This window comes from Rhodococcus sp. NCIMB 12038 (assembly GCF_002165735.1).
Lineage (GTDB): Bacteria > Actinomycetota > Actinomycetes > Mycobacteriales > Mycobacteriaceae > Rhodococcus_F.
This window is the reverse complement of record NZ_NHML01000035.1, coordinates 25,298-48,517: the sequence shown is the minus strand read 5'-3', so window position 1 is coordinate 48,517 and position 23,220 is coordinate 25,298. Positions and strand designations below refer to the sequence as shown.

Sequence of the window (23,220 nt, the reverse complement as noted above, 5' to 3'; positions counted from 1 at the left end):
CTGACCTGTCGGGACCGTGATGGCGGTCGTTGTCTTCTCGTGTGCGCTCATTGCCCGAACACCGCCGCCTTCTGCCGCTCGATGCTCCGGACCAGGCCGTCCACGTCGTTCGGGTTGCCGAGGAACTGCTGCATCGCGGGGATCATCACGACGGACGCGAAATCGGGGCGGGTGTCCCGGTCGAGGAACTGGGTGATGGACCCCGCACCCTGGACGAGGGCAGCCGACTTCTGCACGAGCGGAGGGAAACTCGACAGGTCGGCGTCGCGGTGCGCCGGGATCGCCTGGGGGTCCTGCTTCGCGTACGCGACGGCGGCGTCGGCGTTCGTGAGGAAGGAGAGGAACTGCTGCGCCCCGTCGGGATTCCGCGGATCCTTGCGCATCATGAATCCGTCCATCGGCGCCTCCACCGCCGACGTGCCGACCGCGGAGTCGAGTTCGGGGAACGCGAAGAAGTCCAGGTCTTCGCGGTCGGGGCCCGCCGGGAAACTCTGTGCGACGAACATGCCGGCCACCAGCATCCCGACCTCCTTGTTGAGGAGCGCCTGCTGCGCCTCGGACATCTTGCGGCCCAGCGGTTGCGGCTGATGGAACGGAAGGATCTCGCGCCAGGTGTCGAACACCGACCGGACGCGGTTGTCGGTCCAGCTCACGTCGCCCGCGAGGAGGGAGCGGTGGAAGTCGACGCCGTTGAGGCGCAGATCGAGATAGTCGAACGTGCCGAACGGCGACCAGCCGTCCCGGACCCCGAAACCGATGGGGGTGAGCCCGTCCGACTGCATGCGTTTCGACAGGGCCACCCATTCGTCGAACGTCTTCGGCGGCGCGTAACCGCGTTGCTGCCAGAGGCTGGGGCGGTAGAACACGGCCCACGGGTAGTAGAAGAACGGGATCAGGTACTGCTTGCCGTCGGTGCCGGTGGACGCCTCGCGGAAGCTGTCGCTGAAGCCGCTGCCATGCGTTTGCCACACCGGGCTGACGTCGTCGACGAGGCCCTTGTCGGCGAAATACCTCATCCGGTATCCCGACATCCAGGTGAAGACATCGTCCGGGGTGCCCTGCAGGTAGTTGTTGACGTTCTCCTGGAACGACGTGGAGTCGACGGAGTTGATGCGCACGGCGCCGCCGGTCTGCTGCTGGAACATCCTGACGACGTCCTGCACGCCGAGTTTGGCGTTCTTGTCCGACAGCCGCGATCCGAGGGTGATCACGTGGGGGTCGACGCCGCTGGTGCACCCGGACAGCAGGCCGGCCGTCGACAGGGCGCCCGCGGCGCCGAGCGCGGCCTTGAGAAAGGTGCGCCGGGAGGGTTGCCACGGGTGCGGCAGCTCGTTTCGGTTCATGGTGCCCTTTTCGCTCGAGTAGCGGGGTGGGGCGGAGTCGCTCACCATCCGATCGAAATCGAACAACTTCGATCACATTTCGCTGGTGTCGCCTCACGCCGTTACGTGATGCAGGTTACAAAACCACGCCTTGTCACGCGTTGTCAACCGCTACACACCGCGTTTACCTGCGTAAGTGCAGAAATGTTCATTCGTGTTGACTTTTGAGCAGCGATCGGACAGATTGTGAGCATGCACACAGCGAGCGATTCCGGCGGGCGGCACCTGCGGTGGCCGACCCGGGGCATTTCCTTCGGCGGTGACTACAACCCCGAGCAGTGGCCGGAAGAGGTCTGGCAGCACGACGTCGAACTCATGCGCGAGGCGGGCGTCGACTTCGCGACCGTCGGCGTCTTCTCCTGGGCGCGACTGCAGCCCACCCCCTCCACCTGGGACTTCGGCTGGCTCGACCGCGTCCTCGACCTCCTGCACGACGGCGGCGTCCGCGTCGACCTGGCCACCGCGACCGCGTCCCCACCGCCCTGGCTCACGGCGGCGCATCCCGAGATCCGGCCCGTGGACGAACGCGGTTACCGGTACGAGATCGGCAGCAGGCAGACGTGGAGCCCGAGTTCCCCGATCTACCGCGACCACTCCCTCACCCTCGTCGAGAAGATGGCCACCCGCTACGGCGACCACCCCGCACTCGCTCTCTGGCACGTGTCGAACGAACTCGGCTGCCACAACTCGCGCTGCTACTCCCCCGACAGCGCGCGGGCGTTCCGGCGGTGGCTGCAGCGTCGCTACGGCGACCTCACCGAACTCAACCGGGTATGGGGCACGACGTTCTGGAGCCAGCACTACAGCGCGTGGGACGAGGTGGTGCCGCCCGCCGCGAGCACGACGTTCGGTAACCCCACCCATCTGCTGGACTGGCGCCGCTTCTGCTCCGACGCGCTCCTCGACCAGTATCTCGCGGAGCGGGAGGTGTTGCGGCGCATCACCCCCGACGTCCCGGTGACGACGAACTTCATGGTGGGCATGGGCTCGCCGCTGTCCCTCGCCGGCGACATGAATTACGCGCAGTGGGCGCCGGAACAGGACCTCGTCTCCACCGACCACTATCTGGTCGGACCCGCGACCGGTGACGGCGCCGCCCACCACCGGCTGTCGTTCTCCGCCGACCTCACCCGCGGCATCGCCGGTTCCAAGCCGTGGCTGCTGATGGAGCACTCGACGAGTGCCGTCAACTGGCAGCCGGTCAACCGGGCGAAGGCGCCCGGCGAGATGCTGCGCAACTCCCTCGCCCATGTGGCTCGCGGCGCGGACGGTGTCGCGTTCTTCCAGTTCCGCGCGTCGCAGGCCGGGGCCGAGAAGTTCCACTCCGCGCTGGTGCCGCACGCGGGCACCGACTCCGCCCGGTGGCGCGAAGTCGTCCAACTCGGGGCGGTGCTGCGGCGGCTGGAGCCGGTCCGCGGCAGCCGCGTAGAGGCCCCGGTGGGCATCCTGTTCGACTGGGAGTCGCAGTGGGCGTGCGAGCAGGACGGGCACCCGTCGCGGTTGATGCAGCCGATGACGATCGCCGAGCGGATGCACCGCGCGTTCGCCGGGGTGACCTGCGACGTCGTCCCCCCGGACGCCGACCTCGGCCGGTACTCGGTGCTGGTCGTGCCCGCGATGTATCTGTGCAGCGACGAGGAGGCGGACCGCATCGCCGCGGCGGCCCGCGCAGGCGCGCAGGTACTGGTGACGGCGTTCTCCGGGATCGCGGACCGCGACGACCACGTCCGGCTCGGCGGCTACCCGGGGGCGTTCGGAGACCTGCTCGGCGTCCGGACCGAGGAGTTCTTCCCACTCGGCGCCGACGAGACGGTCGCCCTCGACGACGGCACGTCGGCCCGCGTCTGGACCGAATACCTCACGGTCGCCGGGGACGTGGACGTCCTCGCCCGCCACACCGAGGGACACCTGCAGGGCGTGCCCGCCGTCACCCGGCGTCCCGTCGGCGGCGGCGCCGCCTGGTATCTCGCGACCGTCCCCGACACGCGGGGCCTGGAGCGGCTCGCCGAGACGGTCTGCGCCGCAGCCGGTCTCGACCTGCACACCGGACGGAACTCCGACGTCGAGATCGTACGCAGGCGGGGCGAGAACGGGTCGTGGCTGTTCGTCCTCAATCACACGAACGAGAAGGTGACCGTCGACGTCTCCGGCACCGACCTCGTGACCGAACGGGTGTTCGACGGACCGCTCACGCTGGAACCGGGCAACTGTGCTGTGATTCGCGAAGACAGCGCCGGCACCGGCGCCCCGACACGGAAGGCGGACGCATGATGCTCGCTCGTCAGCGCCAGCAGGTGATCCTCGACGAGGTCACCACGCACGGTGCGGTGAAGGTCGTCGACCTCGGTGCGACGCTCGGGGTATCCGACATGACCATCCGGCGCGACATCAACGAACTCGTCGAGCAGGGTCTCGTCGAGCGGGTGCACGGCGGGGTGACGCTGCCGCGCTCGGCGAGCGTCCACGAACCGGGGTTCTCGGCGAAGTCCGAACTCGACCGAGAGGCCAAGCGGGCCATCGCCCGCGCCGCCGCCAGGCTGGTGCGGCCGGGCACGTCGGTCGGCATCTCCGGCGGCACCACCACGCACGCCCTCGCCCGCGAACTCCTCGACGTCCCCGACATCACCGTCGTCACCAACTCGCTGCCCGTCGCCGACGCCTTCCACGAGGGCGGCCGCGACGACCAGACCATCCTCCTCACCGGCGGTCAGCGCACCCCGTCGTTCGCCCTGGTCGGACCGCTCACGGTCGCCGCCATGCGCGGCATCCACGTGGACATGCTGTTCCTCGGCACGCACGGCATGGGGATCGACTCGGGGCTGACCTGCCCCAATCTGATGGAAGCCCAGACCAATCAGGCGCTCGTCGCGTCGTCGCGGCGCGTCGTGGTGCTCGCCGACCACACGAAGTGGGGGGTGACCGCGCTGGCCAACACGATCCCGCTGTCCGACGTCGACATCCTCATCACCGACGCCGGCCTCGAGCGCACCGCCCAGGAAGCCCTCGCCGACCACGTCGGCGATCTCGTGGTGACACGGGAGAACGCGGAAGGACTTGACGATGACCGTGCGTGACGAACAGGAGGCGCGGGAGGCCCCCGCGCGGGTCCGGATGCGCAAGACCCGGACGACGCTCGCGGACGGCCGCGAACTCCTCTACTTCGACGACTCCGAGCCTTACGTGTCGGGCGGCGCCACCCGCGAACTGGTGGATTCGCGTCCGCTGCCGCCCGCGGAGTCGCAGTCGCAGATGCGTTTCGACGTGCTCACCGGGGAGTGGGTGGTCATCGCCGCGCAGCGGATGGACCGCACGTTCCTGCCGCCGCCGGACGCGTCGCCGCTCGCGCCGAGCCGGCCGGGCAAGGCGCCCACCGAGATTCCGGCCGACGACTACGACGTGGTGGTGTTCGAGAACCGCTTCCCCTCGCTGGCCACGGCCGCCGCCGAGCAGGACCTCCCGGACTGCGTCGACGGCGAGGCGCTGTGGCCGCTGGCACCGGGAGCAGGCAGGTGCGAGGTCGTCTGCTTCACCAGCAACCCGGATGCCGCGTTCTCCACCCTGAGCATCGACCGGGTCCGCACCGTCGTCGACGTCTGGGCCGACCGCACCGCCGAACTGTCGGCGCTGCCGGGGGTGCGGCAGGTGTTCTGCTTCGAGAACCGGGGCAAGGAAATCGGTGTCACCCTCACCCATCCGCACGGGCAGATCTACGCCTACCCGTATCTGCCGCCGCGCACGGACGCGCTGATCCGGCGTTCCCGCGAGCACTTCGAGAGCACCGGGCGGTTGCTGCTCGCCGACGTCCTCGACGCCGAACGCCGCTCCGGCAGACGGGTGGTGCTGGCCGGCGAACATTGGACCGCGTACGTTCCGGCCGCCTCGCGCTGGCCGCTGGAGGTGCACCTCGCACCGCACCGTGACGTCCGCGACCTCGCCGAACTGACCGACGACGAACGCGACGAACTCGCGCAGGTGTATCTCGAACTGCTGCGGCGGGTCGACCGTTTCTTTGACGGCGTCGACGCCGTGCCCTACATCGCGGCGTGGCACCAGGCACCCGTCGGCGAGGACCGCCCGCTCGGACGGCTGCACCTGCAACTGTTCTCGATGATGCGATCACCCGGCCGGATGAAGTACCTGGCCGGCTCGGAATCCGGGATGGGTGCGTGGGTCAACGACACCACACCCGAGCGCATCGCCGACCGGCTGCGGGAGGTGGCGTCGTGAATGCCGCACAGTGGGTGACCCCCGCCGAAGAGCACACGGTCGCCGGCACCGCGGAGGCGTTGTTCCGCACCACGTTCGGCGGCGACGCGGACGGTGTCTGGGCGGCGCCCGGCCGCGTCAACCTCATCGGCGAGCACGTCGACTACGCCGGCGGACTGGTCCTGCCGTTCGCCCTCCCCTACCTCACCGTCGTCGCCGTCCGCGTGCGGGACGACGGGATCCTGCACGCCGTGTCCACCCACACCGGCGAGTCCTGGCAAGGTGCGCTCGCAGACGTCGCCCCGGGCCATCCGTCCGGCTGGGCCGCGTACGTCGCCGGGGTGGTGTGGGCGCTGCGCCGATCCGGACATCTCACGGCCGGAACAGGTTTCGATGTGGCAGTGCATTCGACGGTCCCGGTCGGCTCCGGCCTGTCGAGTTCGGCCGCGCTCGAGTGCGCGTTCGCGCTCGCCGTCGCAGACCTCGCCGGGCTACCCACGGACGAGTCCGGCCGCCAGCCGCTGATCGACGCGTCCATCCGCGCGGAGAACGAGATCGCCGGGGCGTCCACCGGCGGCATGGACCAGTCGGTCGCGATGCTCGCCCGCCCCGGCCACGCACTGCTCCTCGACTGCCGGGACGGGACGAGCAGGCACGTCCCGCTCGACTTCCGCTCCGCGGGCGCCCGGCTGGTGGTCGTCGACACCAACGCCCCGCACCGGCTGGTCGACGGCCAGTACGGCAACCGGCGCGCCGCCGTCGAGAAGGCCTGCGCCGACCTCGGTGTCGTCACCCTGCGCGACGTCGCCGACCCCGACGCGGCCGTCGCGGCGCTGAGTTCCCCTGCGGCGCAGCGGGCCCGGCACGTGCTCGGCGAAATCGGCCGCGTCCGGGAGGTCGCCGATCTGCTCGACCGCGGCCGGATCGCGGACCTCGGTGACGCCCTCAACCGCTCGCACGCCTCCCTGCGCGACGACTACGAGGTCAGCTCCGTCGAACTCGACTCCGCCGTCGACGCCGCGGTCGAGGCCGGCGCCTGGGGAGCACGGATGACCGGCGGCGGCTTCGGCGGTTCCGCGATCGCGCTCGTCCCCCTCGACCGGGTCGACGCCGTCACCGAGAACATCGTCCGCCGCGCCGAATCCGCGTCCCTGCCCACACCGCAGTTCCTGTCCGCCGAGCCGTCGGGCTCGGCCCACCGACTCTGAATTTCCCCACCGATTTCTCGAACAACCGATTTCTCGAACTGCGAGGAGAAGACCATGGCACGAGTCACGTATGACGCGGCGACCAAGATGTACCCCGGCTCGGACGTGCCGGCAGTGGATTCGTTGGACCTCGACATCGAGGACGGCGAATTCCTCGTCCTCGTCGGCCCGTCCGGCTGCGGCAAGTCGACGTCGTTGCGGATGCTCGCCGGTCTCGAAGACGTCGACTACGGCGCCATCCGCATCGGCGAACGCGACGTCACCGCGCTCGCCCCGAAGGAACGGGACATCGCGATGGTGTTCCAGAACTACGCGCTGTACCCCCACATGACGGTCGCGAAGAATATGGGCTTCGCCCTCGAGATCGCCGGCATGGACAAGAGCGAGATCGGGCGCCGCGTCGAGGAGGCCGCGAAGATCCTCGACCTCGGCGACTACCTGAACCGCAAACCGAAGGCACTGTCCGGTGGGCAGCGGCAGCGGGTCGCGATGGGCCGGGCGATCGTCCGCAACCCGCAGGTGTTCCTCATGGACGAACCGCTGAGCAACCTCGACGCGAAACTCCGGGTGCAGACCCGCACCCAGATCTCGCTGCTGCAGCGACGACTGTCCACCACCACCGTCTACGTCACCCACGACCAGGTGGAAGCAATGACGATGGGCGACCGCGTCGCCGTCATGAAGGCGGGCGTCCTGCAGCAATGTGCGAGCCCGAAGACCCTGTACGAGAAGCCGGTCAACAGTTTCGTCGCCGGGTTCATCGGGTCACCGGCCATGAACCTGTTCGAGGTGGACGTCGTGCACGGCGACGCCCGGATCGGTTCGCTGTCGACGCCGATCGAGCGGTCGGTGCTGGGCGCCCTGGACACCGGCCGGGTCGTCGTCGGTGTCCGCCCGGAGGCGTGGACCGTGTCCGATCAGGGCACCGCCGTGAAGGTCGACGTGGTCGAGGAACTCGGCGCCGACGCCTACATCTACGGGCGCCTCGTCCGCGACGGTGACCTCGGCGGCCACGACATCGTCGCCCGCGTCAGCGACTCCGCCACGCCGGCCAAGGGCGACGTGATCCGGCTGGCACCGGATCCGGCCCGCCTGCACTACTTCTCGCCCACCACCGGCGCCCGGCTCGGCGACTGAAACGGAAGGAGAACGGTGAAACTTCTCGTCACCGGCGGCGCCGGGTACGTGGGCAGCGTTTGCGCACAGCGACTACTCGAGTGCGGCCACACGGTCGTCATCGTCGACGACCTGTCGACCGGCAACGCCGACGCGGTGCCGGCAGGAGCGGAATTCGTCGAGGACGACGTCGCGAGCGCAGCCCACCGGGTTCTCGGCGCCGGGGATATCGACGGCGTGCTGCATTTCGCCGCCCGCTCTCTCGTCGGCGAGTCGGTGCAGACCCCGGAAACGTACTGGCAGGCGAACGTCGTCAAGACCCTGACGCTGCTGGAGGCGATGCGCTCCTCCGGTACCGGCCGGCTGGTGTTCTCCTCGACGGCGGCGACGTACGGTTCCCCGGATTCCGTGCCGATCACCGAGGACGCACCCACCCGGCCGACCAACCCGTACGGCGCCACCAAACTGGCGATCGACCACGCGATCACGTCGTACGCGCACGCCCACGGGCTGGCGGCGTGCAGCCTCCGGTACTTCAACGTCGCAGGCGCGTACGCCGGGCTCGGCGAGAACCGGGCCGTGGAGACACACCTGATCCCGCTGGTGCTGCAGGTCGCGGCCGGGCACCGCGACGAGATCTCGGTGTTCGGCACCGACTGGCCCACCCCCGACGGCACCGCCGTCCGCGACTACATCCACATCCGCGACCTGGCCGAGGCGCACGTCCTCGCTCTCGAATTCTCGCGGCCCGGAACGCACCGGATCTACAACCTCGGCACCGGCACCGGGTTCAGTGTGCGGGAGGTGATCGCGTCCTGCGAACGCGTCACCGGGCGGTCCGTCGCCACCCGGGACGCCCCGCGCCGCGCCGGGGATCCGGCCGTACTCGTCGCATCCGGGGCCCGGGTGCAGGCCGAACTGGGCTGGCAGCCACGGCACACCGATCTCGACGAGATCGTGGCCGATGCCTGGGCGTATCTGCAGTCGCCGGCCGGGCGGCAGCGTTACCGTGGTTCGGTGCGGTCGTGACGACTTCTGCCGCGAGAAGGAGGCTGCTGTGGACGACGCCGATTCCACGAGGCAGAGGCGGATCGTGGAGGTCCTCGTCGAGGCCTTCGCCGACCTGATGGAGGCGGATCCGAGCGCGTTCCGCACGAAGTTCCGGAAGATGGCCGCCAACCCGTTCGCGTTCTACCGGGGCAGCGCGTGCCTGTTCTACGACGACCTGCGTGACTTCGACGACCCGTGGGCGGACGAGCGCACCGGCCGCGTGTGGATTCACGGCGATCTGCATCTGGAGAATTTCGGCACGTACATGAACTCGGAGGGCACGCTCGTCTTCGACGTCAACGATTTCGACGAGGCGTACGTGGGGCATTTCAGCTGGGATCTGCGGCGCTTCGTCGCGAGCCTGGCGTTGATGGGCTGGCAGAAGGCGCTCCCCGAGAGTGATGTCCGGGAACTCGCCGAGACGTATCTGCGCAGTTATGTCGAGCAGGTCCTGCAGTATGCGCGGGAGGAGGCGGACGAGGCGTATGCGCTGCGCCTGGACAATTCGCGCGGCGCCATTCACGACCTCCTGCTGAGCGCGCGCCTCGCCACCCGGGTGAGCCTGCTCGAATCGGTGACGGTGCTCGAGGACTACGACCGGCACTTCCGCCGCGCCCGCGGGGTCCGCGAACTGGAGGAGGCGGAACGCACCACGGTCTGTGAGGCGGTGGAGACGTACGTCGAGAGGATCCCCCGCAGCAAGCGGTCCTCACGCCCGGTGTTCTACAGCATCAAGGACGTGGTGGGCCGGAAGGGCTTCGGGATCGGCAGCGCCGGCCTGCCCGCGTACAACGTGCTCATCGAAGGGGCGTCCCAGGCGCTCGAGAACGACATCGTGCTGTCTCTCAAGCAGGGCAACGTCGCCGCTCCGAGCCGGATCGTCGACGAACCCGGTGTCCGCGAGTACTTCGAGCACGAGGGCCACCGCACCGCGGTGAGTCAGCGCGCCCTGCAGGTCCACACGGATCCGCTGCTCGGTTACACGGAGATCGACGGCAGCGGCTTCGTCGTCGCCGAACTCTCTCCGTACGAACTGGACCTCGACTGGTCCGACCTCACCGAACCGGAGGACATCGCGCCGCTGCTCGAGGACCTCGGCCGGGCGACGGCGAAGGTGCACTGCGTCTCCGACGAGGACAGCGACCAGACCCTGGTGACGTTCCAGACCGAGGACGCGATCCAGAACGTCGTCGACGGCAGGCTGGACGAGTTCGTCGGCGAGATCGTCGACTTCGGCATCGCCTACGCCGAGGTCAGCCGCAAGGATCACCAACTGTTCGTGGACGCGTTCCGGGAGGGCGAAATCGCGGGCGTGTCCGCGACGTAGCTCGGCTACCAGGTTGTGCGCCAGTGCTCCGCCGTTCACGGCGGGGGTGAAGGCGCACGGGAGGGCCCCTTCAGGCAGGCCCGAGCGCGTCCTGGCTAGGCGGGCCGGTGCTGCTGCTCGATGTATTGGCGAAGGATGGAGATCGGGGCACCGCCGACCGACCCCGCGAAGTATGACCCGGACCACAGCCGTTGCGCGCGCCAGTAGTGCCGCACCAATTCCGGGAACTCCTGCCGCATCCGCCGCGAGGACACGCCCTTAAGGCTGTTCACCAGCCGCGACACGGCAACCTTCGGAGGGAAGTTCACCAGCAGGTGAACGTGGTTGGCGTCGCCGTTGAATTCGACCAGCTCGCATTCGAAGTCCTCGCATACTGCTCGCATGATCTCCTCCATCCGGCTCAGATGCTTGTCGGAGAACACCCGGTGCCGATATTTCGTCACGAAAACCAAGTGGGCATGGAGAGCAAAAATACAATGCCTGCCAGTACGTATATCGCCATATTCAGCCATAAACCAATGCTACTGTCGTGACGTGCAGCTGCGATACCAGTTCCGCTTGTACCCCACGCCGGGGCAGCAGACGGCGCTGGCTCGGGCGTTCGGATGCGCCCGCGTGGTGTACAACGATGCGCTCGCAGCGCGGGAGCGAGCCCGTCGGGACGGGCTGCCGTACCTCGCGGACGCCGAGCTGTCGAGGGCGCTGACCGAAGCGAAGAAGAGCCCGGATCGGGCATGGCTGTCCGAGGTGTCGTCGGTTATACTCCAGCAGGCGCTGGCCGATCTGAATTCCGCGTACCGCAACTTCTTCGCCTCGATCACCGGCACGCGCAAAGGGCCGAGGCTCGGATCGCCGCGATACCGGTCCCGTCACGATCACCGGCAGTCGATCCGGTTCACGAAAAACGCGCGATTTCAGATCACGGACGGACGCGCACTGCGGTTGCCGAAGATCGGGGACGTGGAAGTGCGCTGGTCTCGGGAGTTGCCGTCCGAGCCGTCGAGTGTGACCGTGATCAAGGATGCGTCGGGTCGGTACTTCGCGTCGTTCGTGGTGGCGGTGGACGACGAACCGATGCCGGAGATGGACACCGAAGTCGGTATCGATCTCGGATTGGCGACGTTCGTGGTTCTCTCGAACGGGAAGAGCGTCGACTCCCCGAATTCTTCCGCCGCGCCGAACGTCGACTCCGCAAGGCGCAACAGCATCTGTCCCGCAAGCAGAAAGGATCGAAGAATCGGGCCAAGGCCCGCATCAAGGTTGCCCGGGCACACGCGAAGATCCGGGCTGCCAGACTCGACTTCGCGCACAAGCAGTCCACGGCGATCATCCGCGAGAACCAAGCGGTGTACGTCGAGGACCTGTGCGTGAAGGGGCTGGCACAGACCAGGTTGGCGAAATCGGTGCACGATGCCGGATGGTCCATCTTCACCCGATTGCTCGAGGAGAAGGCCACCCGGTACGGACGGCACTTCTCGAAGGTCGATCGGTGGTTCCCGTCCTCGCAACTGTGCTCGGCGTGCGGACGGATCGACGGCCTCAAGCCACTGTCGGTGCGCTCGTGGACCTGCCCGTGCGGAGCCGAGCACGATCGGGACCTCAATGCAGCACGAAACATTCTCGCCGCCGGACGGGCGGAGAGGCTAAACGCCTGTGGAGCGCAGGTAAGACCGGAACGTGTTCCGGCGCAGCGCGGCGAAGCAGGAACCCACCGAGAGCGTCAATCGGCGCTGGTAGGAATCCCCGGTCTTTAGGCCGAGGAGGGCGTCAAAGGCGGACCGTTCAGTTCCTCCAGAACACCTTCCGCGCTGCGGGCCGCGACGGTGCACGCCCTTGCCGTGAACTGGTCGAGCAACGGGTGCCGTGCGCGTTCGCGCCACTTCCGCACCGCGGCGAGCGCCCGCATGCGCTGCAACTCCACGGAGTCGTCACCGTCGGTGCCCAGTCGTTCGGAAATCTGGATTCCGAACCCGCCGATCAAGCGCTGCAGTTCGGCCACGTCGTCGGCGGGCAGACCCACCTCGGTGGACCGCAGCCGCCCGAGCAGCCGCAGTTCCTGGAAACCGTGCACGTCGGAGAGCAGTCGTTCGGCCGACATCAGGATCTCGCCCGCCCCCGGCACCGGATGCGCCGTAAGGACCCGCTTGAGTGCGACGAGCGCCGAGTGGGTCTTCAACTGATCGGCCCGCTGCCCGAACTGGATGTCGATCACCTGACGCAGTTCGTCGAGCCCGCTGCGTTCCACCAGTTCGGCCGCCAGCGTCGGCGAGTCCTTGGTGCCCAGCCGGATCAGGGTGACGGCCATCCGGATCCCGAAGAGCCCGAAGCGGTCTGCCAGCTGGGCCCGCATCCGGGCGTCCACGGGAAGCGGGCTGTCCTCCCGGGCGAACCGGTCGGCCGACAGCATCGCCAGGTTCAGATCGTCCACCGGCACCTCGGCGAGATGCTGGAACGCCGTGAACTCGGCCTGGCGCATCGTGCGGGCCCCCAGCGCCAGCAGACCCGCGACGGGGACAACGGCCTGGCACAGCCCGGTGCGCTCGAGTTCGCCGGCGAACCGGGACGCCACCTCCTTCGCCGACATCATGGCGTCCAGGCGCCCGGCCCCCACCTCGTCGGCCCGCGACACGACCCCGACCACACCGAGCGGTCCCGATTCGTCGCCGACGTGGTCGCCGATCTGACCGAGGAACTGGACGTCGGTCGCGTTGAGCGTGCGCAGCAGGTAGACCACGGCGTCGGCACCGGACGCCTCGTTGTCCGGGGTGAGCATCTCGAGGGTGCGGGCCGAGACGTCCCGCGACAGCGAGGACGTGCCCGGGGTGTCGATGATCGTCGTGTGCGCCAGCGCGGACGACGGCCACTCCACGTCGAGGCGGTCCACCTGGTCGGCGGTGAGGTGACCGAGGTCGAACGTGAGATGTCCGTCCCGGCGCAGTACCGGGACGTTCGCCGAACGCCGGCCGCCGGTGCCCGGGTCCGGCTGGTACCAGGCCGTCACGGTGGGCGTCGACCCGCTTCGGTACCAGGTGACGACGCGGGTGCACTCGGTCGCGTCGGTGGGGGCGATGTCCTGGCCCACCAGCGAATTGAGCAGCGTGGACTTGCCGGCCTTCAACGAACCCGCCAGCGCCACCCGCAGCGGTTGTTCCAATCGCCGGGCGCATTCGGTCAGCTGGTCCCGGATCTCGGGGCGGCCCGCGTACAACTGCCGGGCGGAGGCGATGAGTGCCCGGGCCTCGTGGAGCGGAGCGGCGGTCATGCCGTGACCGCTCCCGCGTCGCCTGCGACGAGTTGCGCGGCCTGCTGCTTCAGCTCGGAGGCGACGTGCAGATCCTTCTCGAGTTGCGCGATGCGGCGGGTCCGCTCGGTGGACTCGAGGTTCGCCGCCTCCTGCGCGGCCCGCAGCGACTCGTTGATCGACCGCAGCGCCTGCTCGGCGATCGCGGTGAAATGGTCACGCAGCAACCGCTGGATCGACCGGAGCCGGTCCTTCGACTCCTTGCCCACCTGGAAGCTGGCGTCGTCCGCGAACCGGCGGATCGCGGCCTTCGCCTCGGCCCGCCGCTTCAGGATCCGGCTCTCCCGGTCTTCCCGGTACGCCTTGGTGCCCAGCAGGACTCCGGCGCCGATCGAGATCGGATTGACCAGGGCCATCCCCATCATGGTGGTGATCAGACCGAACATGAGGACGCCACCGTAGGACCCGCGCATCCCGACGAGGACCTTCTGCGTGATGCCGATGCGCCCCGCCTCGAGGTCGGCGAGCGACGCCACGGGTTCGAGGACCCCGTCCACGTTCGCGACGTCCAGGTGCGGCAACTCGACGGAACCCGTCTCCGCGAAGTGCTGCGCCACCACCTCGGCCAGCCACAGCGCGCGGTCGTGGGCCCAGACGAAGTTGTCGCCGATCGCGGTGGCGAACTCCTGCTCGAGCCACTGCCCCAGTGCGTCCCAGTCCTTGCCGGGATCGCCCTCGTCGACCGTCTCCTCCGCCTCCCGGGTGACGCGGCGCAACCGGTCCCGCAGGTCGTGGTCGATGTCCGCGGCCAGGTCGGCGATGCCGTCGCCGAGCGTCTGCTGCCACAGCGACGTCTTCTTGTGGAGTTCCTCGGCGGCGGCCTTCGCCTTCTGCAGTTCCGCGACCGCGGCGACGCCCTTCGCCGGATCACGCAGGGCGGCAAGCTCACTGCCGATCCCCAGGGTCAGATGCTCGGCCGCCGACGACACGTCCAGCGACACGGCCCGGCGGGTGTTCGCCTCCGCGCGCGCCACCACCCGGTCGCGCAGGAACGCGTACAGGTCGACGAAACCGGATTCGGTGTTGAGTTCCTCGTCCTGCAGTCGCAGCGCGTGCGAACGCAGCACCGAGGAGATCGGGATCAGGGGAACGTCGAGACCGGCGCGTGCGAGGTGCCCGCGATCGGCCTCGACGATCTCGCGCCAGTGCGGGTACAGGTCGGTCTTGCTGATCAGGCAGGCCACCGACGGGCACAGGCTCGTGACCTGGCGGATGAAACCGAGTTCCGGCTCGGTGAATTCCTGGCTGGCGTCGGACAGGACGAACACGGCGTCCGACGCCGGAATCAGACCGAGCGTGCTCGCGGCGTGCGGGTTGCCCGCGCCGCCCACCCCGGGTGTGTCGACGAGGACCAGTCCGTCGGCGAGCAGCGGGCTCGGGACGTTGACCTCCACCCGCAGCACCTCGCGGCCCCCGGCGCGAGGCGAGGCCGGGGTGATGCCGTTCAGCTCCTCGAGCGGCAGCGGCACCCGGATCGGGTCGGCTCCCGGATCGGCGAGGACCAGTTCCGCCGACGCGGTCTCCGCGTTCTGGACGACGGTGGGGATCGCGGTGGTCTCGTCGTCGCCCACCGAGCACACGGTGAGGTTGAGAAGCGAATTCACGAACTGGCTCTTGCCCTGCTTCAGCGGCCCGACCACCACGATCCGCATCCGCGGGTCCTGCACCCGGCTCCGGGCCGAGTCGAGGCGCTGCGCCAGGTCGCCGCGACCGAACCGCTTCGCCACGTCCAGGGCCTGCTCGAGCAGCGCCGTCATCGACTGCGATCGGGCTGGACTCTTCTCGGCGGCTGCACTGTCCATGAGCTTCGTTGACCCGCAATTCTTCCGACCTCGTGCGGGCACCTGTTCGGTGCCCCGACACCCGACTGTGTAAATCAGCCCCGCACGCATAACGCGTCCGGGGCTGATTTCGTTACATCGTACGGCGGTCCCGGCCGCCCCGTCTGGGGGATGCCGGAACCGCCGTTTCATCACGGCTCGAGGTGATCGACCACGCCCGTGACGTCGTGCGAGAGGTCCACCGAGGAGTCGGTGTCGCCGAACAGCGAACCGTCGGTGTCGGCGTGCAGGCCCGAGTCGGCGCCGAACGCGTTGTCCGCGTCGATCGACGACCAGGTGTCGGCCCCGGTGTCGACGGCACCGCCCAGGGTGGATCCCAGGCCGCCGGCGATCGAACCGGTGGTGTCGGCGACGGCGCCGCCGACCGCTCCGAGGTCCGCGGAACCGTCCGCGCCGGCGTCCGCACCGGCATCCGCACCGGCGGAAACGCCACCCGCGACCGATCCACCGGCGGACGCTGCGCCGTCGAGGGCGCCGCCCACTGCGGCTCCGCCGTCGACCGCTCCACCGACGGCACCGTCGAGGGCGCCGCCGACCGAGGTGCCGAGCGATCCGAGTCCGCCCACGCCACCGGACAGTCCGGCGCCGAGGTCGGCGGCCGCGTCGGTGGTTGCGTCCAGGCCACCGGTCAGACCGGCGGCGGCGTCGACGGCGCTGTCCACGCTGCCTTCGAGTCCGCCTGCCACGTCGCCGCCGATTCCGGCAGCGGCGTCCACGGTGCCGCCGAGGCCTCCGCCGACGTTCGCGGCCGTGTCCAGGGTGCCACCGACCGTGCCGCCCAGGTTGGCGGCCGTGTCCAGAGCACCGCCGAGGTTGGCGTCCAGGCTCGCACCGGCGTCGGCGACCGCGCCGACCGAGGCGCCCGCCTCACCGACCGCGTCCACGGCACCGCCGACGCTGCCGGTCAGTGCCGAGCCGAGGCCCGCACCGGTTTCGAAGATTCCACCGAGACCACCGGTGAGGCTGCTGGTCAGTCCGGCGCCCAGGCCACCGGCCGTGTCCAGTCCGCCGACCAGGTTGGTTCCGAGGCTGCCGCCCAGGTCCGCTCCGGCGTCGGCAACCGCGCCGACACCCGCCGCGACACCGGCACCGATGCCGGCCGCAGCGTCCGCGCCGCCCGCCACACCGCCGCCGACGGCGCCGCCCACGTTGCCCGTGACGTCAGTGCCGACGTCGAGCAGCCCGCCCAGCGCACCGTCGATGCCGCTCGTCAGGCCACCCGCGAGACCGGTGCCTGCGTCCAGCGCACCGTCGAGGGCGCCGCCCACGCCTGCTGCCGCGTCGAGTCCGAGGTCGGCGTCCAGAGCGGAGTCGAGATCGAGCCCGCCACCGGCCTCCAGTGCCGTCTCCAGTGCGGAACCGAGGGTCGCGCTGAGGTCGCCGTCCGCGCCGAGGACGCCGCCGAGAGCGGTGCCCAGCGTGCTGCCGATGCTTCCCTCCGCGCCGAGGACGCTGTCGAGGTCGAGGGCGCCGCCGGTCTCCAGCGCACCGCCGAGCACTCCGCCGAGGGCCGCGCCGAGATCGGCGCCCGCGGCGCCACCGGCACCGAACGCGCCACCGAGCAGACCACCCAGGTCGGTCGCCCCACCGAGGTCGACTCCGCCGTCCGCGCCGAGCACCGCGTCGAGCGCCGCACCCAGTCCGGCGGTGGCGTCACCGTCGACTCCGAGCACTCCGCCGAGCGCGCTGCTGATCGTGGTTCCCAGATCGGCACCGGTGTCGAGGACGCCGCCCAGTCCGAGGCCGCTCTCCAGCGCGCCGCCCAGGACCGTTCCCAGGTTCGCGCCTGCGTCGCCGCCCAGACCGAGGGCACCGCTCAGGGCCGTCGTCAGCTCCGACGTCAGTTCCCCGCCGAGGCCGAGGTCGCCGCCCAGACCGAGGTCGCCGCCCAGACCGAGGTCGCCGCCCAGACCGAGGTCCAGTCCGCCGTCCAGCAGGCCACCGAGGTCGAGGCCCGTCACGCCACCGGCACCGAGTGCGGCGTCGAGGGTGCTGCCCAGCTGCGTGGCCAGGCCACCGTCCAGGCCGAGGGCGCCGCCGAGGACCGTGCCGAGTGCGGCATCCAGACCCAGGCCGCTGTCGAGTGCGCCGGACAGTGCGCCGCCGAGGCCGCCGTCCAGGTCGAGTGCGCCGCCGAGCAGACCGCCCAGGGCTCCGCCGAGATCACCGCTGACGTCGCCGCCTGCGCCGAGGACGCCACCGAGGATGCCGCTCAGCGCGCCACCGATGTCACCGTCGGCACCGAGCACGGCACCGAGGTCGAGTCCGCCGCCGGCACCGAGCGCCGCGTCCAGTGCGGTGCCCAGACCGGCCGTGAGGTCGCCGCCGACTCCGAGTTCACCGCCGAGCAGCCCGCTCAGCGCACCGCCGAGGCTGCCGCCCGCGCCGAGGATCGCGTCGAGGTCCAGCCCGCCGCCCAGGTCCGCGATCGAACCGAGCGTCGCACCGAGCGCGCCACCGAGGTCTGCGCCGAGGTCGCCGCCCGCACCGAGAACACCGCCGAGCGCGCCACCGAGGACGGCGCTAAGGTCGGTGCCGAGGACTCCGCCGAGCGAACCGGCGACGTCGCCGAGCAGGTCACCGCCGAGCAGGCCGTCGAGCGTCGCGCCCAGTCCGCCGCCGGCGCCGATCGCCGCGTCGAGGGCACCGCCCAGCGTTCCACCGAGACCGGCGTCGACACCGAGCACGCTGCCGAGGGTCGTTCCGAGCAGGCCACCGAGGTCGAGGCCGGCACCGACTCCGGTGAGGATGTCGCCGTCCACGCTGCCACCGAGGTCGACGACGCTTGCGAGGGCGGCACCGAGAGCCGCACCCAGCTCGGCGCCGAGGTCACCGCCGATGGACAGGGCCGGCGCGAGGATCCCGGTGAGACCACCGGCAACGTTGACCACCGGCAGGGCCGTGATCGCTGCGGTGAGGGTGGTGGCGAGCTGCGCGGTCAGGTCGGTGCCCAGTCCGAGCGCTCCCCCGAGGGCTCCGCTGATCACGGTGCCGAGGTCGAGGGCGCTGCCGAGGTCGAGGCCACCGGTGAGGGAGAGTGCCGCGTCGAGGGCCGCACCCAGCGCGGCACCGAGCTGTGCACCGATCTCGCCGCCGATCTCCAGTGCGGCGCCGAGTGCGGAGCTCAGACCGGCCGCCAGATCCGCGGCGAAGTCGAAGTCGCCGCCCAGGCCGGCGCCCAGACCGAGGCCTGCGCCGGCACCGAGACCGACCGCACCGCCGAGGCCGCCACCGAGACCGAGGCCTGCGCCCAGGCCGCCACCGAGTCCGCCGCCGACACCCGCGCCGAGACCGCCTGCAACGTCACCGACGACGCCGGCACCGGCGTTGACGATCGCGGCCAGGTCGGCTCCGCTGCCCGCGAACAGTCCCGACTCCGCGACCAGGGGAGCGACGGAGACGATGTCCGCGTGGCTCACACCCTGCAGGCCGGCAGCGCACAGCGCGTCGGTCGGGTTGGCGCAGTAGGCCGCCGCAGCCTGCTCGTCGCGAAGAAGGCCGAGGATGAAGTCGAGGACGGCGTTGGTAGCCATGGCAATCTCTCCTGTGGTCGAGGTTCGGGGAGTTCGGGTGGCCACCACAACTGCTGTGACGGCGAGTGAAATACACGTTATGGATCGGCGGCCCCCTTCCCAACGGGGCGGCGCCCCCTACTCGCCGGCCCCGGTATCGGGGATCTCCCATCGGGGGTCGGGCCCCCACCGTTAGGGGATTAGGGGGCATTAGGGGATCGGCCCCGTAACTGCCGTCGACCTGCGCATCGGCGTAACGAAACGGCCGCCGCACGCGACAATTCGAGTGACCACGACGGCCCCGGCCGTCACATGCGACGGCGGCACCGTCCGTCTGACACAGGCGGCGTGACGCCCGCCAGGATCACAGGAGTGGAACATGGCTGCAGCGCTCGGTATCGGTGTCGGATCGGTCAATACGGTGGCCGCCGTCGACACGGACGGGGCGAGCGTGACGGATGCCGCCGACCTCACCGTCCTGTCCCGCGCGAGTGTCCTGCACCTCTCCCCCGACCGCGCACCCGTACTCGGCGGCGACGGCGGCGAACCGGACGCCGTGACGGTGTCCGACTTCGCGAACCGCGTGGGCGACCCGGTCGGGATCCTCACCGACGACGGCTCGACCTACTCCGGCGAAGACCTCGTGGCCACCGCCGTGAGCTGCATCGTGCACGAGGCGGCGTCGGGCAGGCACGGTCTCCCGGCCACCGTCGTCGCCCACCCGACCGTCTGGCCGCCGTACACCGTCGGGGTCCTCGCCGACGCGCTCGAGGAGGCCGGCGTCGCGGACGCCACCCTCGTCTCGGAGGCGCAGGCGGTGATGACGTGGCTCGAACGGACCCGCGGCACCCACGACGACGCGTTGACCGTCATCTACGACCTCGGCGGCACCTCGCTCGACATCACCCTGTTCCGTTCGGACGCACACGGCACGGAGACCGGTGTCCTCGGCAAGCCGGTGCGGTCCGAGGACTTCGGCGGCGCCCACTTCGACCACGCCACCATGCAGTACGTCCTCGGCAACGTCGCCGAGGAGTTCGGCGACATCGACCCTTTCGCCCCCGACACCGTCGCCGCGCTGACCCGTCTGCGGACCCGGTGCACCGCGGCGAAGGAGGCACTGTCCTCCGACACCGAGGCCACCATCGGCATCGAACTGCCCGGCATCTCCACCGATGTGCGCCTCGTCCGCTCGGAACTCGAAGACCTCATCCGCGAACCCCTGCAGGACTCGGTGACGCTGGTCCGCGAGAGCATCCACGCCGCCGGTCTCGAATCCAGCGACGTCACCCAGGTGGTGCTCACCGGTGGCAGCGCCGCGATCCCGCTCGTCGCCGAACTTCTGTCCGCGGAACTGCGGGTCCCCGTCGTCGCGGCCGAACGTCCGGGCCACACCGCCGCCCTGGGTGCGGCGCTGCTCGCCGCCGACCGGGATGCGGGACGCGGCGCCGCCCCGACCGTCGCGCGGATGCCGGTCGTCGTTCCCGCCGCCGCGCCGGCAGCGGCAGCGCCCGCCGCCCCGGCTGTCGAGTCGGACGCCGACACCGTCGTCCTCGCCGCCCGCCCGCCCGCACCGAGACCCGTCGACCCCGCGCCCACCGGCATGTCGCGCAAGAAGAAGGCCGGGATCATCACCGCGTCCGTCGCCGCCATCGCCCTGCTCGCCGCGGGCGGGCTGTCGCTCGGCACGGCCTTCGACGTCGCACCGGCGTCCAGTTCGGGTTCGACCACCTCGCAGTCGTCGGGCACGTCGGCGGGTGCGGCCTCCACGTCCGGTGTTCCGGCGGAGGCCGCCGCCACGGGCGCCGTCACACCCGGCACCGAGGCTGCGGGTGTCGCCGCCGCGACCGGGGTTCCCGGCACCGCGGCCGGTGTCGCGACTCCGGTCGCCGCGCCCGGCACCGTCCCACCCGGCACCGTCGCACCGGCCGCGGCCCCACCGGTTGCCGCGGCACCCGGCACCGCCCCGGCCCCCGCCGCTGCGGCGCCCGCACCCGCTCCGGCACCCGCTGCTCCCGCGCCGGCACCTGCCCCCGCTCCGGCACCGAGCGTTCCGTCCGACGGCGGCGCCGCGATCGCCAACACCATCGTCGGTGGTGCCGGCGCGGTCGGCGACACCGTCACCGGGGTGGGCGACACGGTCGGCGGCGTCGTCGGCGGAGTCACCGGCCTGGTGCCCGGCGTCCTCGGCAACGGCGGATAGGGCGCCGGTGTCCACGCTGCCCTCACCGCTTCCTCCCACCGAACTCGCGGACCTCGACGGCCCGCAACTCTCCGCTCTCGCACTGGTTCTGCTCGGCAGCGACCTCGACGAGACGGTGGTCGCCCGGGTCCTCGACGTCGAACCCGACCGTGCCCGCGCGGCCGTCGACGCGCTCCGTTCGGACGGCTGGGTCGACGAACGGGACACGCTGGTTCTCGATCGCACGCATCTCACGACGACGCTCGGCGAGAACCGCCTGCACACGCTGGCGCGCCGCCTGCTCGCCCATCATCTCGACGGCGGAACGCTCACGCTTCCCGTCGCCCGCGCGGTGGCCTCGACCGGCACACCCAGCGAGGAGCTGAGCCGATTCCTCTGCGCCCAGGCCGAACTCGCCGAGCCGGCCGTCGCCGTCGCGCTGTACGCCGAAGCGGGCCGGGCCGGCAGGCTCTCCGACAGCGCCGTCGTCGCGTACGCCGAGGCGAGCGCCCTGAACGGTGACCTCGACACCGCGGTCGGCCTGGCCGATTCCGTCCTCGAACGATCGGCCACCGTCGACGGTCCGGAACTCGCTGCGGCCGTCCGCATTTCGGCCGCAGGCGCCGCGTACTGCGGCATGATCGACCGCAGCGCCGAACTGTACGCCTGGCTCGGTGCGGACCGGGCCGGCGCCGACGCCTCCGTCGCCGCCTCCGTCCTCGTGGTCGCAGGCAGGCTCGACGACGCCGAAGCCGTCCTCGCGACGAGCGCGGGCGCACCCCCCACCGCTGCCACCGCGGGCGCGGCCCTCGTCGCGACCGGACTCGTGCAGTCGGTGACCGCGTCCGCGAATGCGGCACTGAACTCACTGACCCGCGCCCTGTCGCTGCCCGGCCGCGCGTCGCGGCCCCGGATGCTGCCCGACTCCCCCGCCGCGATCACCGCCCTCGCCGCACTCCACTGCGGCGAACTCGCCCACGCGGACGCCGTCCTCACCCGGGCCCGGGACGTCGAGCGCCCCGGCAGTGTCACCGCGAACCGGCACCAACTGCTCACCGCGTGGACGTCGATGGTCCGCGGCGACCTCACGTCGGCGCAGTCCCGGCTCGACGGTCTCGACGCCGCGACGATGCACCAGCGCGATCTGCTGTTCGTCCACGGCCTGCGGGTCGGGCTGGCGCGGCGCACCGGCGACAACGCGGCCCTGCTTCAGGCGTGGGCGGGCGCGCAGGGGGTGCTCGCCGAGTACTCGGTGGACCTGCTGAGCCTGCTGCCGCTCGGCGAACTGTGGCTCACCGCGATCCGCGTCGGCGAACCCGGCCGGATCACCCACCTCGTCGAGGACGCCCAGTCGCTGCTGCGAACCCTCGGCGAACCGGCGATGTGGGGATCGGCGCTGCACTGGTACGGCGTGCAGGCCTCGATCCTCGCCGAATGCCCCGCCGACCTGATGCCGCACGCCCGCGCCCTCGGTGAGGCCGCGAAGGTCAGCACGTACGCGTCCGGGCTCGCCACCGCCGGTCGCGCCTGGCTGCGCGTGCTGCAGGGCGACATCGACGCCGCCTCCGTCGAGGACGCGGCCCGCACTCTCGACCGGATCGGCCTGCCGTGGGACGGCGCCCGCCTCGCCGGTGAGGCCGCGCTGCGCGCCTCCGACACCAGGGTGGCGACGACGCTGCTGCAGGTCGCCCGGGCCCTGCGCCAGCCGACGTCCGCCGGCACCGGCGCCGACTCCGCGGTCGTGCCGAGCCCGAGCACCCCGGGGTCGCTCACCGACCGCGAGGCGGAGGTCGCGGAACTGCTCGTCCAGGGGCTGACGTACCGGGAGATCGGGTCGCGCCTCTACATCTCCGCGAAGACGATCGAGCACCACGTGGCCCGGATCCGGCGGCGGCTGGGCGCCGGGTCGCGGTCGGAATTGCTGTCGATGCTGCGTGCGATGGGCCACGGTTCTGCGGCTTCGCCGCCCGTGAGTACTTCTTAACCGCCGGCGGTTAAGAAGTACTCACGGGTGCCGTGTGTAACCATTCGCCTGCGGCGCGCGACACACTGTGCACATGGTGCGATGATGCACCCCTCTGAACCGTGCCAGTAA

Annotated in this window: 14 protein-coding genes and 1 pseudogene; 10 read left to right on the top strand and 5 right to left on the bottom strand. The window is 70.7% G+C overall.

Annotated elements, in window-relative coordinates; genetic code table 11:
- Window positions 1–47 precede the first annotated feature (47 nt).
- The gene (locus CA951_RS35705) at window positions 48–1,343 is read right to left on the bottom strand and encodes an ABC transporter substrate-binding protein (RefSeq protein ID WP_087561431.1); all 1,296 of its coding nucleotides are present in this window, start codon (window positions 1,341–1,343) and stop codon (window positions 48–50) included.
- A 231-nt stretch (window positions 1,344–1,574) separates the two neighbouring features.
- On the opposite strand from CA951_RS35705, the gene CA951_RS35700 reads away from it, so the two are divergent.
- Genes CA951_RS35700 through CA951_RS35670 form a run of 7 tightly spaced genes read left to right on the top strand, consistent with a single transcriptional unit; the run spans window position 1,575 to window position 10,289 of the window.
- Window positions 1,575–3,653: a beta-galactosidase gene (locus CA951_RS35700; RefSeq protein WP_087561369.1), complete on the top strand. Its 2,079-nt coding sequence runs from the start codon at window positions 1,575–1,577 to the stop codon at window positions 3,651–3,653.
- Window positions 3,650–4,456, top strand: a complete 807-nt coding sequence (locus CA951_RS35695) for a DeoR/GlpR family DNA-binding transcription regulator (RefSeq protein WP_087561368.1) — start codon at window positions 3,650–3,652, stop codon at window positions 4,454–4,456. Before CA951_RS35700 ends, CA951_RS35695 begins: the two co-directional genes overlap by 4 nt.
- Entirely contained in the window at window positions 4,443–5,609 is a 1,167-nt protein-coding gene (gene galT, locus CA951_RS35690) for a galactose-1-phosphate uridylyltransferase (RefSeq protein ID WP_087561367.1), read from the top strand. The genes CA951_RS35695 and galT overlap by 14 nt, the downstream gene beginning before the upstream one ends.
- A complete protein-coding gene (gene galK, locus CA951_RS35685; protein ID WP_087561366.1) occupies window positions 5,606–6,796 on the top strand; it encodes a galactokinase in 1,191 nt (396 codons plus the stop codon). The genes galT and galK overlap by 4 nt, the downstream gene beginning before the upstream one ends.
- A gap of 54 nt (window positions 6,797–6,850) precedes the next feature.
- Window positions 6,851–7,933: an ABC transporter ATP-binding protein gene (locus CA951_RS35680; RefSeq protein ID WP_087561365.1), complete on the top strand. Its 1,083-nt coding sequence runs from the start codon at window positions 6,851–6,853 to the stop codon at window positions 7,931–7,933.
- A gap of 15 nt (window positions 7,934–7,948) precedes the next feature.
- Window positions 7,949–8,941 carry a UDP-glucose 4-epimerase GalE gene (gene galE, locus CA951_RS35675; protein ID WP_087561364.1) on the top strand — a complete coding sequence of 331 codons (993 nt, stop codon included), beginning with the start codon at window positions 7,949–7,951 and terminating at the stop codon, window positions 8,939–8,941.
- A 28-nt stretch (window positions 8,942–8,969) separates the two neighbouring features.
- Window positions 8,970–10,289, top strand: a complete 1,320-nt coding sequence (locus CA951_RS35670) for a DUF2252 domain-containing protein (protein WP_087561363.1) — start codon at window positions 8,970–8,972, stop codon at window positions 10,287–10,289.
- Between the two features lie 95 nt (window positions 10,290–10,384).
- On the opposite strand, the gene tnpA is transcribed toward CA951_RS35670, so the two are convergent.
- A complete protein-coding gene (gene tnpA, locus CA951_RS35665) occupies window positions 10,385–10,801 on the bottom strand; it encodes an IS200/IS605 family transposase (RefSeq protein WP_087561362.1) in 417 nt (138 codons plus the stop codon).
- Window positions 10,802–10,823: 22 nt separating this feature from the next.
- On the opposite strand from tnpA, the pseudogene CA951_RS45255 reads away from it, so the two are divergent.
- Window positions 10,824–12,043 (top strand): annotated as a pseudogene (locus CA951_RS45255) (RNA-guided endonuclease InsQ/TnpB family protein).
- Here the strand turns inward: CA951_RS45255 and CA951_RS35655 are convergent.
- The 3 genes from CA951_RS35655 to CA951_RS35645 all read right to left on the bottom strand — a co-directional run bounded on the left by CA951_RS35655 (window position 12,040) and on the right by CA951_RS35645 (window position 18,964).
- Window positions 12,040–13,551, bottom strand: a complete 1,512-nt coding sequence (locus CA951_RS35655) for a dynamin family protein (RefSeq protein WP_087561361.1) — start codon at window positions 13,549–13,551, stop codon at window positions 12,040–12,042. The pseudogene CA951_RS45255 and the gene CA951_RS35655 sit on opposite strands and share 4 nt — an antisense overlap.
- Complete coding sequence (locus CA951_RS35650) at window positions 13,548–15,392, bottom strand: dynamin family protein (protein WP_087561360.1); 1,845 nt, start codon at window positions 15,390–15,392, stop codon at window positions 13,548–13,550. The genes CA951_RS35655 and CA951_RS35650 overlap by 4 nt, the downstream gene beginning before the upstream one ends.
- Window positions 15,393–15,562: 170 nt before the next feature.
- Window positions 15,563–18,964 (bottom strand): IniB N-terminal domain-containing protein, encoded by a 3,402-nt coding sequence (locus CA951_RS35645; RefSeq protein WP_087561359.1) that lies wholly within the window; start codon window positions 18,962–18,964, stop codon window positions 15,563–15,565.
- Between the two features lie 358 nt (window positions 18,965–19,322).
- Between CA951_RS35645 and CA951_RS44980 the strand changes: the two genes are divergently transcribed.
- The gene (locus CA951_RS44980; RefSeq protein ID WP_087561358.1) at window positions 19,323–21,146 is read left to right on the top strand and encodes an Hsp70 family protein; all 1,824 of its coding nucleotides are present in this window, start codon (window positions 19,323–19,325) and stop codon (window positions 21,144–21,146) included.
- Window positions 21,147–21,153: 7 nt separating this feature from the next.
- Window positions 21,154–23,109: a LuxR C-terminal-related transcriptional regulator gene (locus CA951_RS35635; protein WP_087561357.1), complete on the top strand. Its 1,956-nt coding sequence runs from the start codon at window positions 21,154–21,156 to the stop codon at window positions 23,107–23,109.
- Window positions 23,110–23,220: the final 111 nt, after the last annotated feature.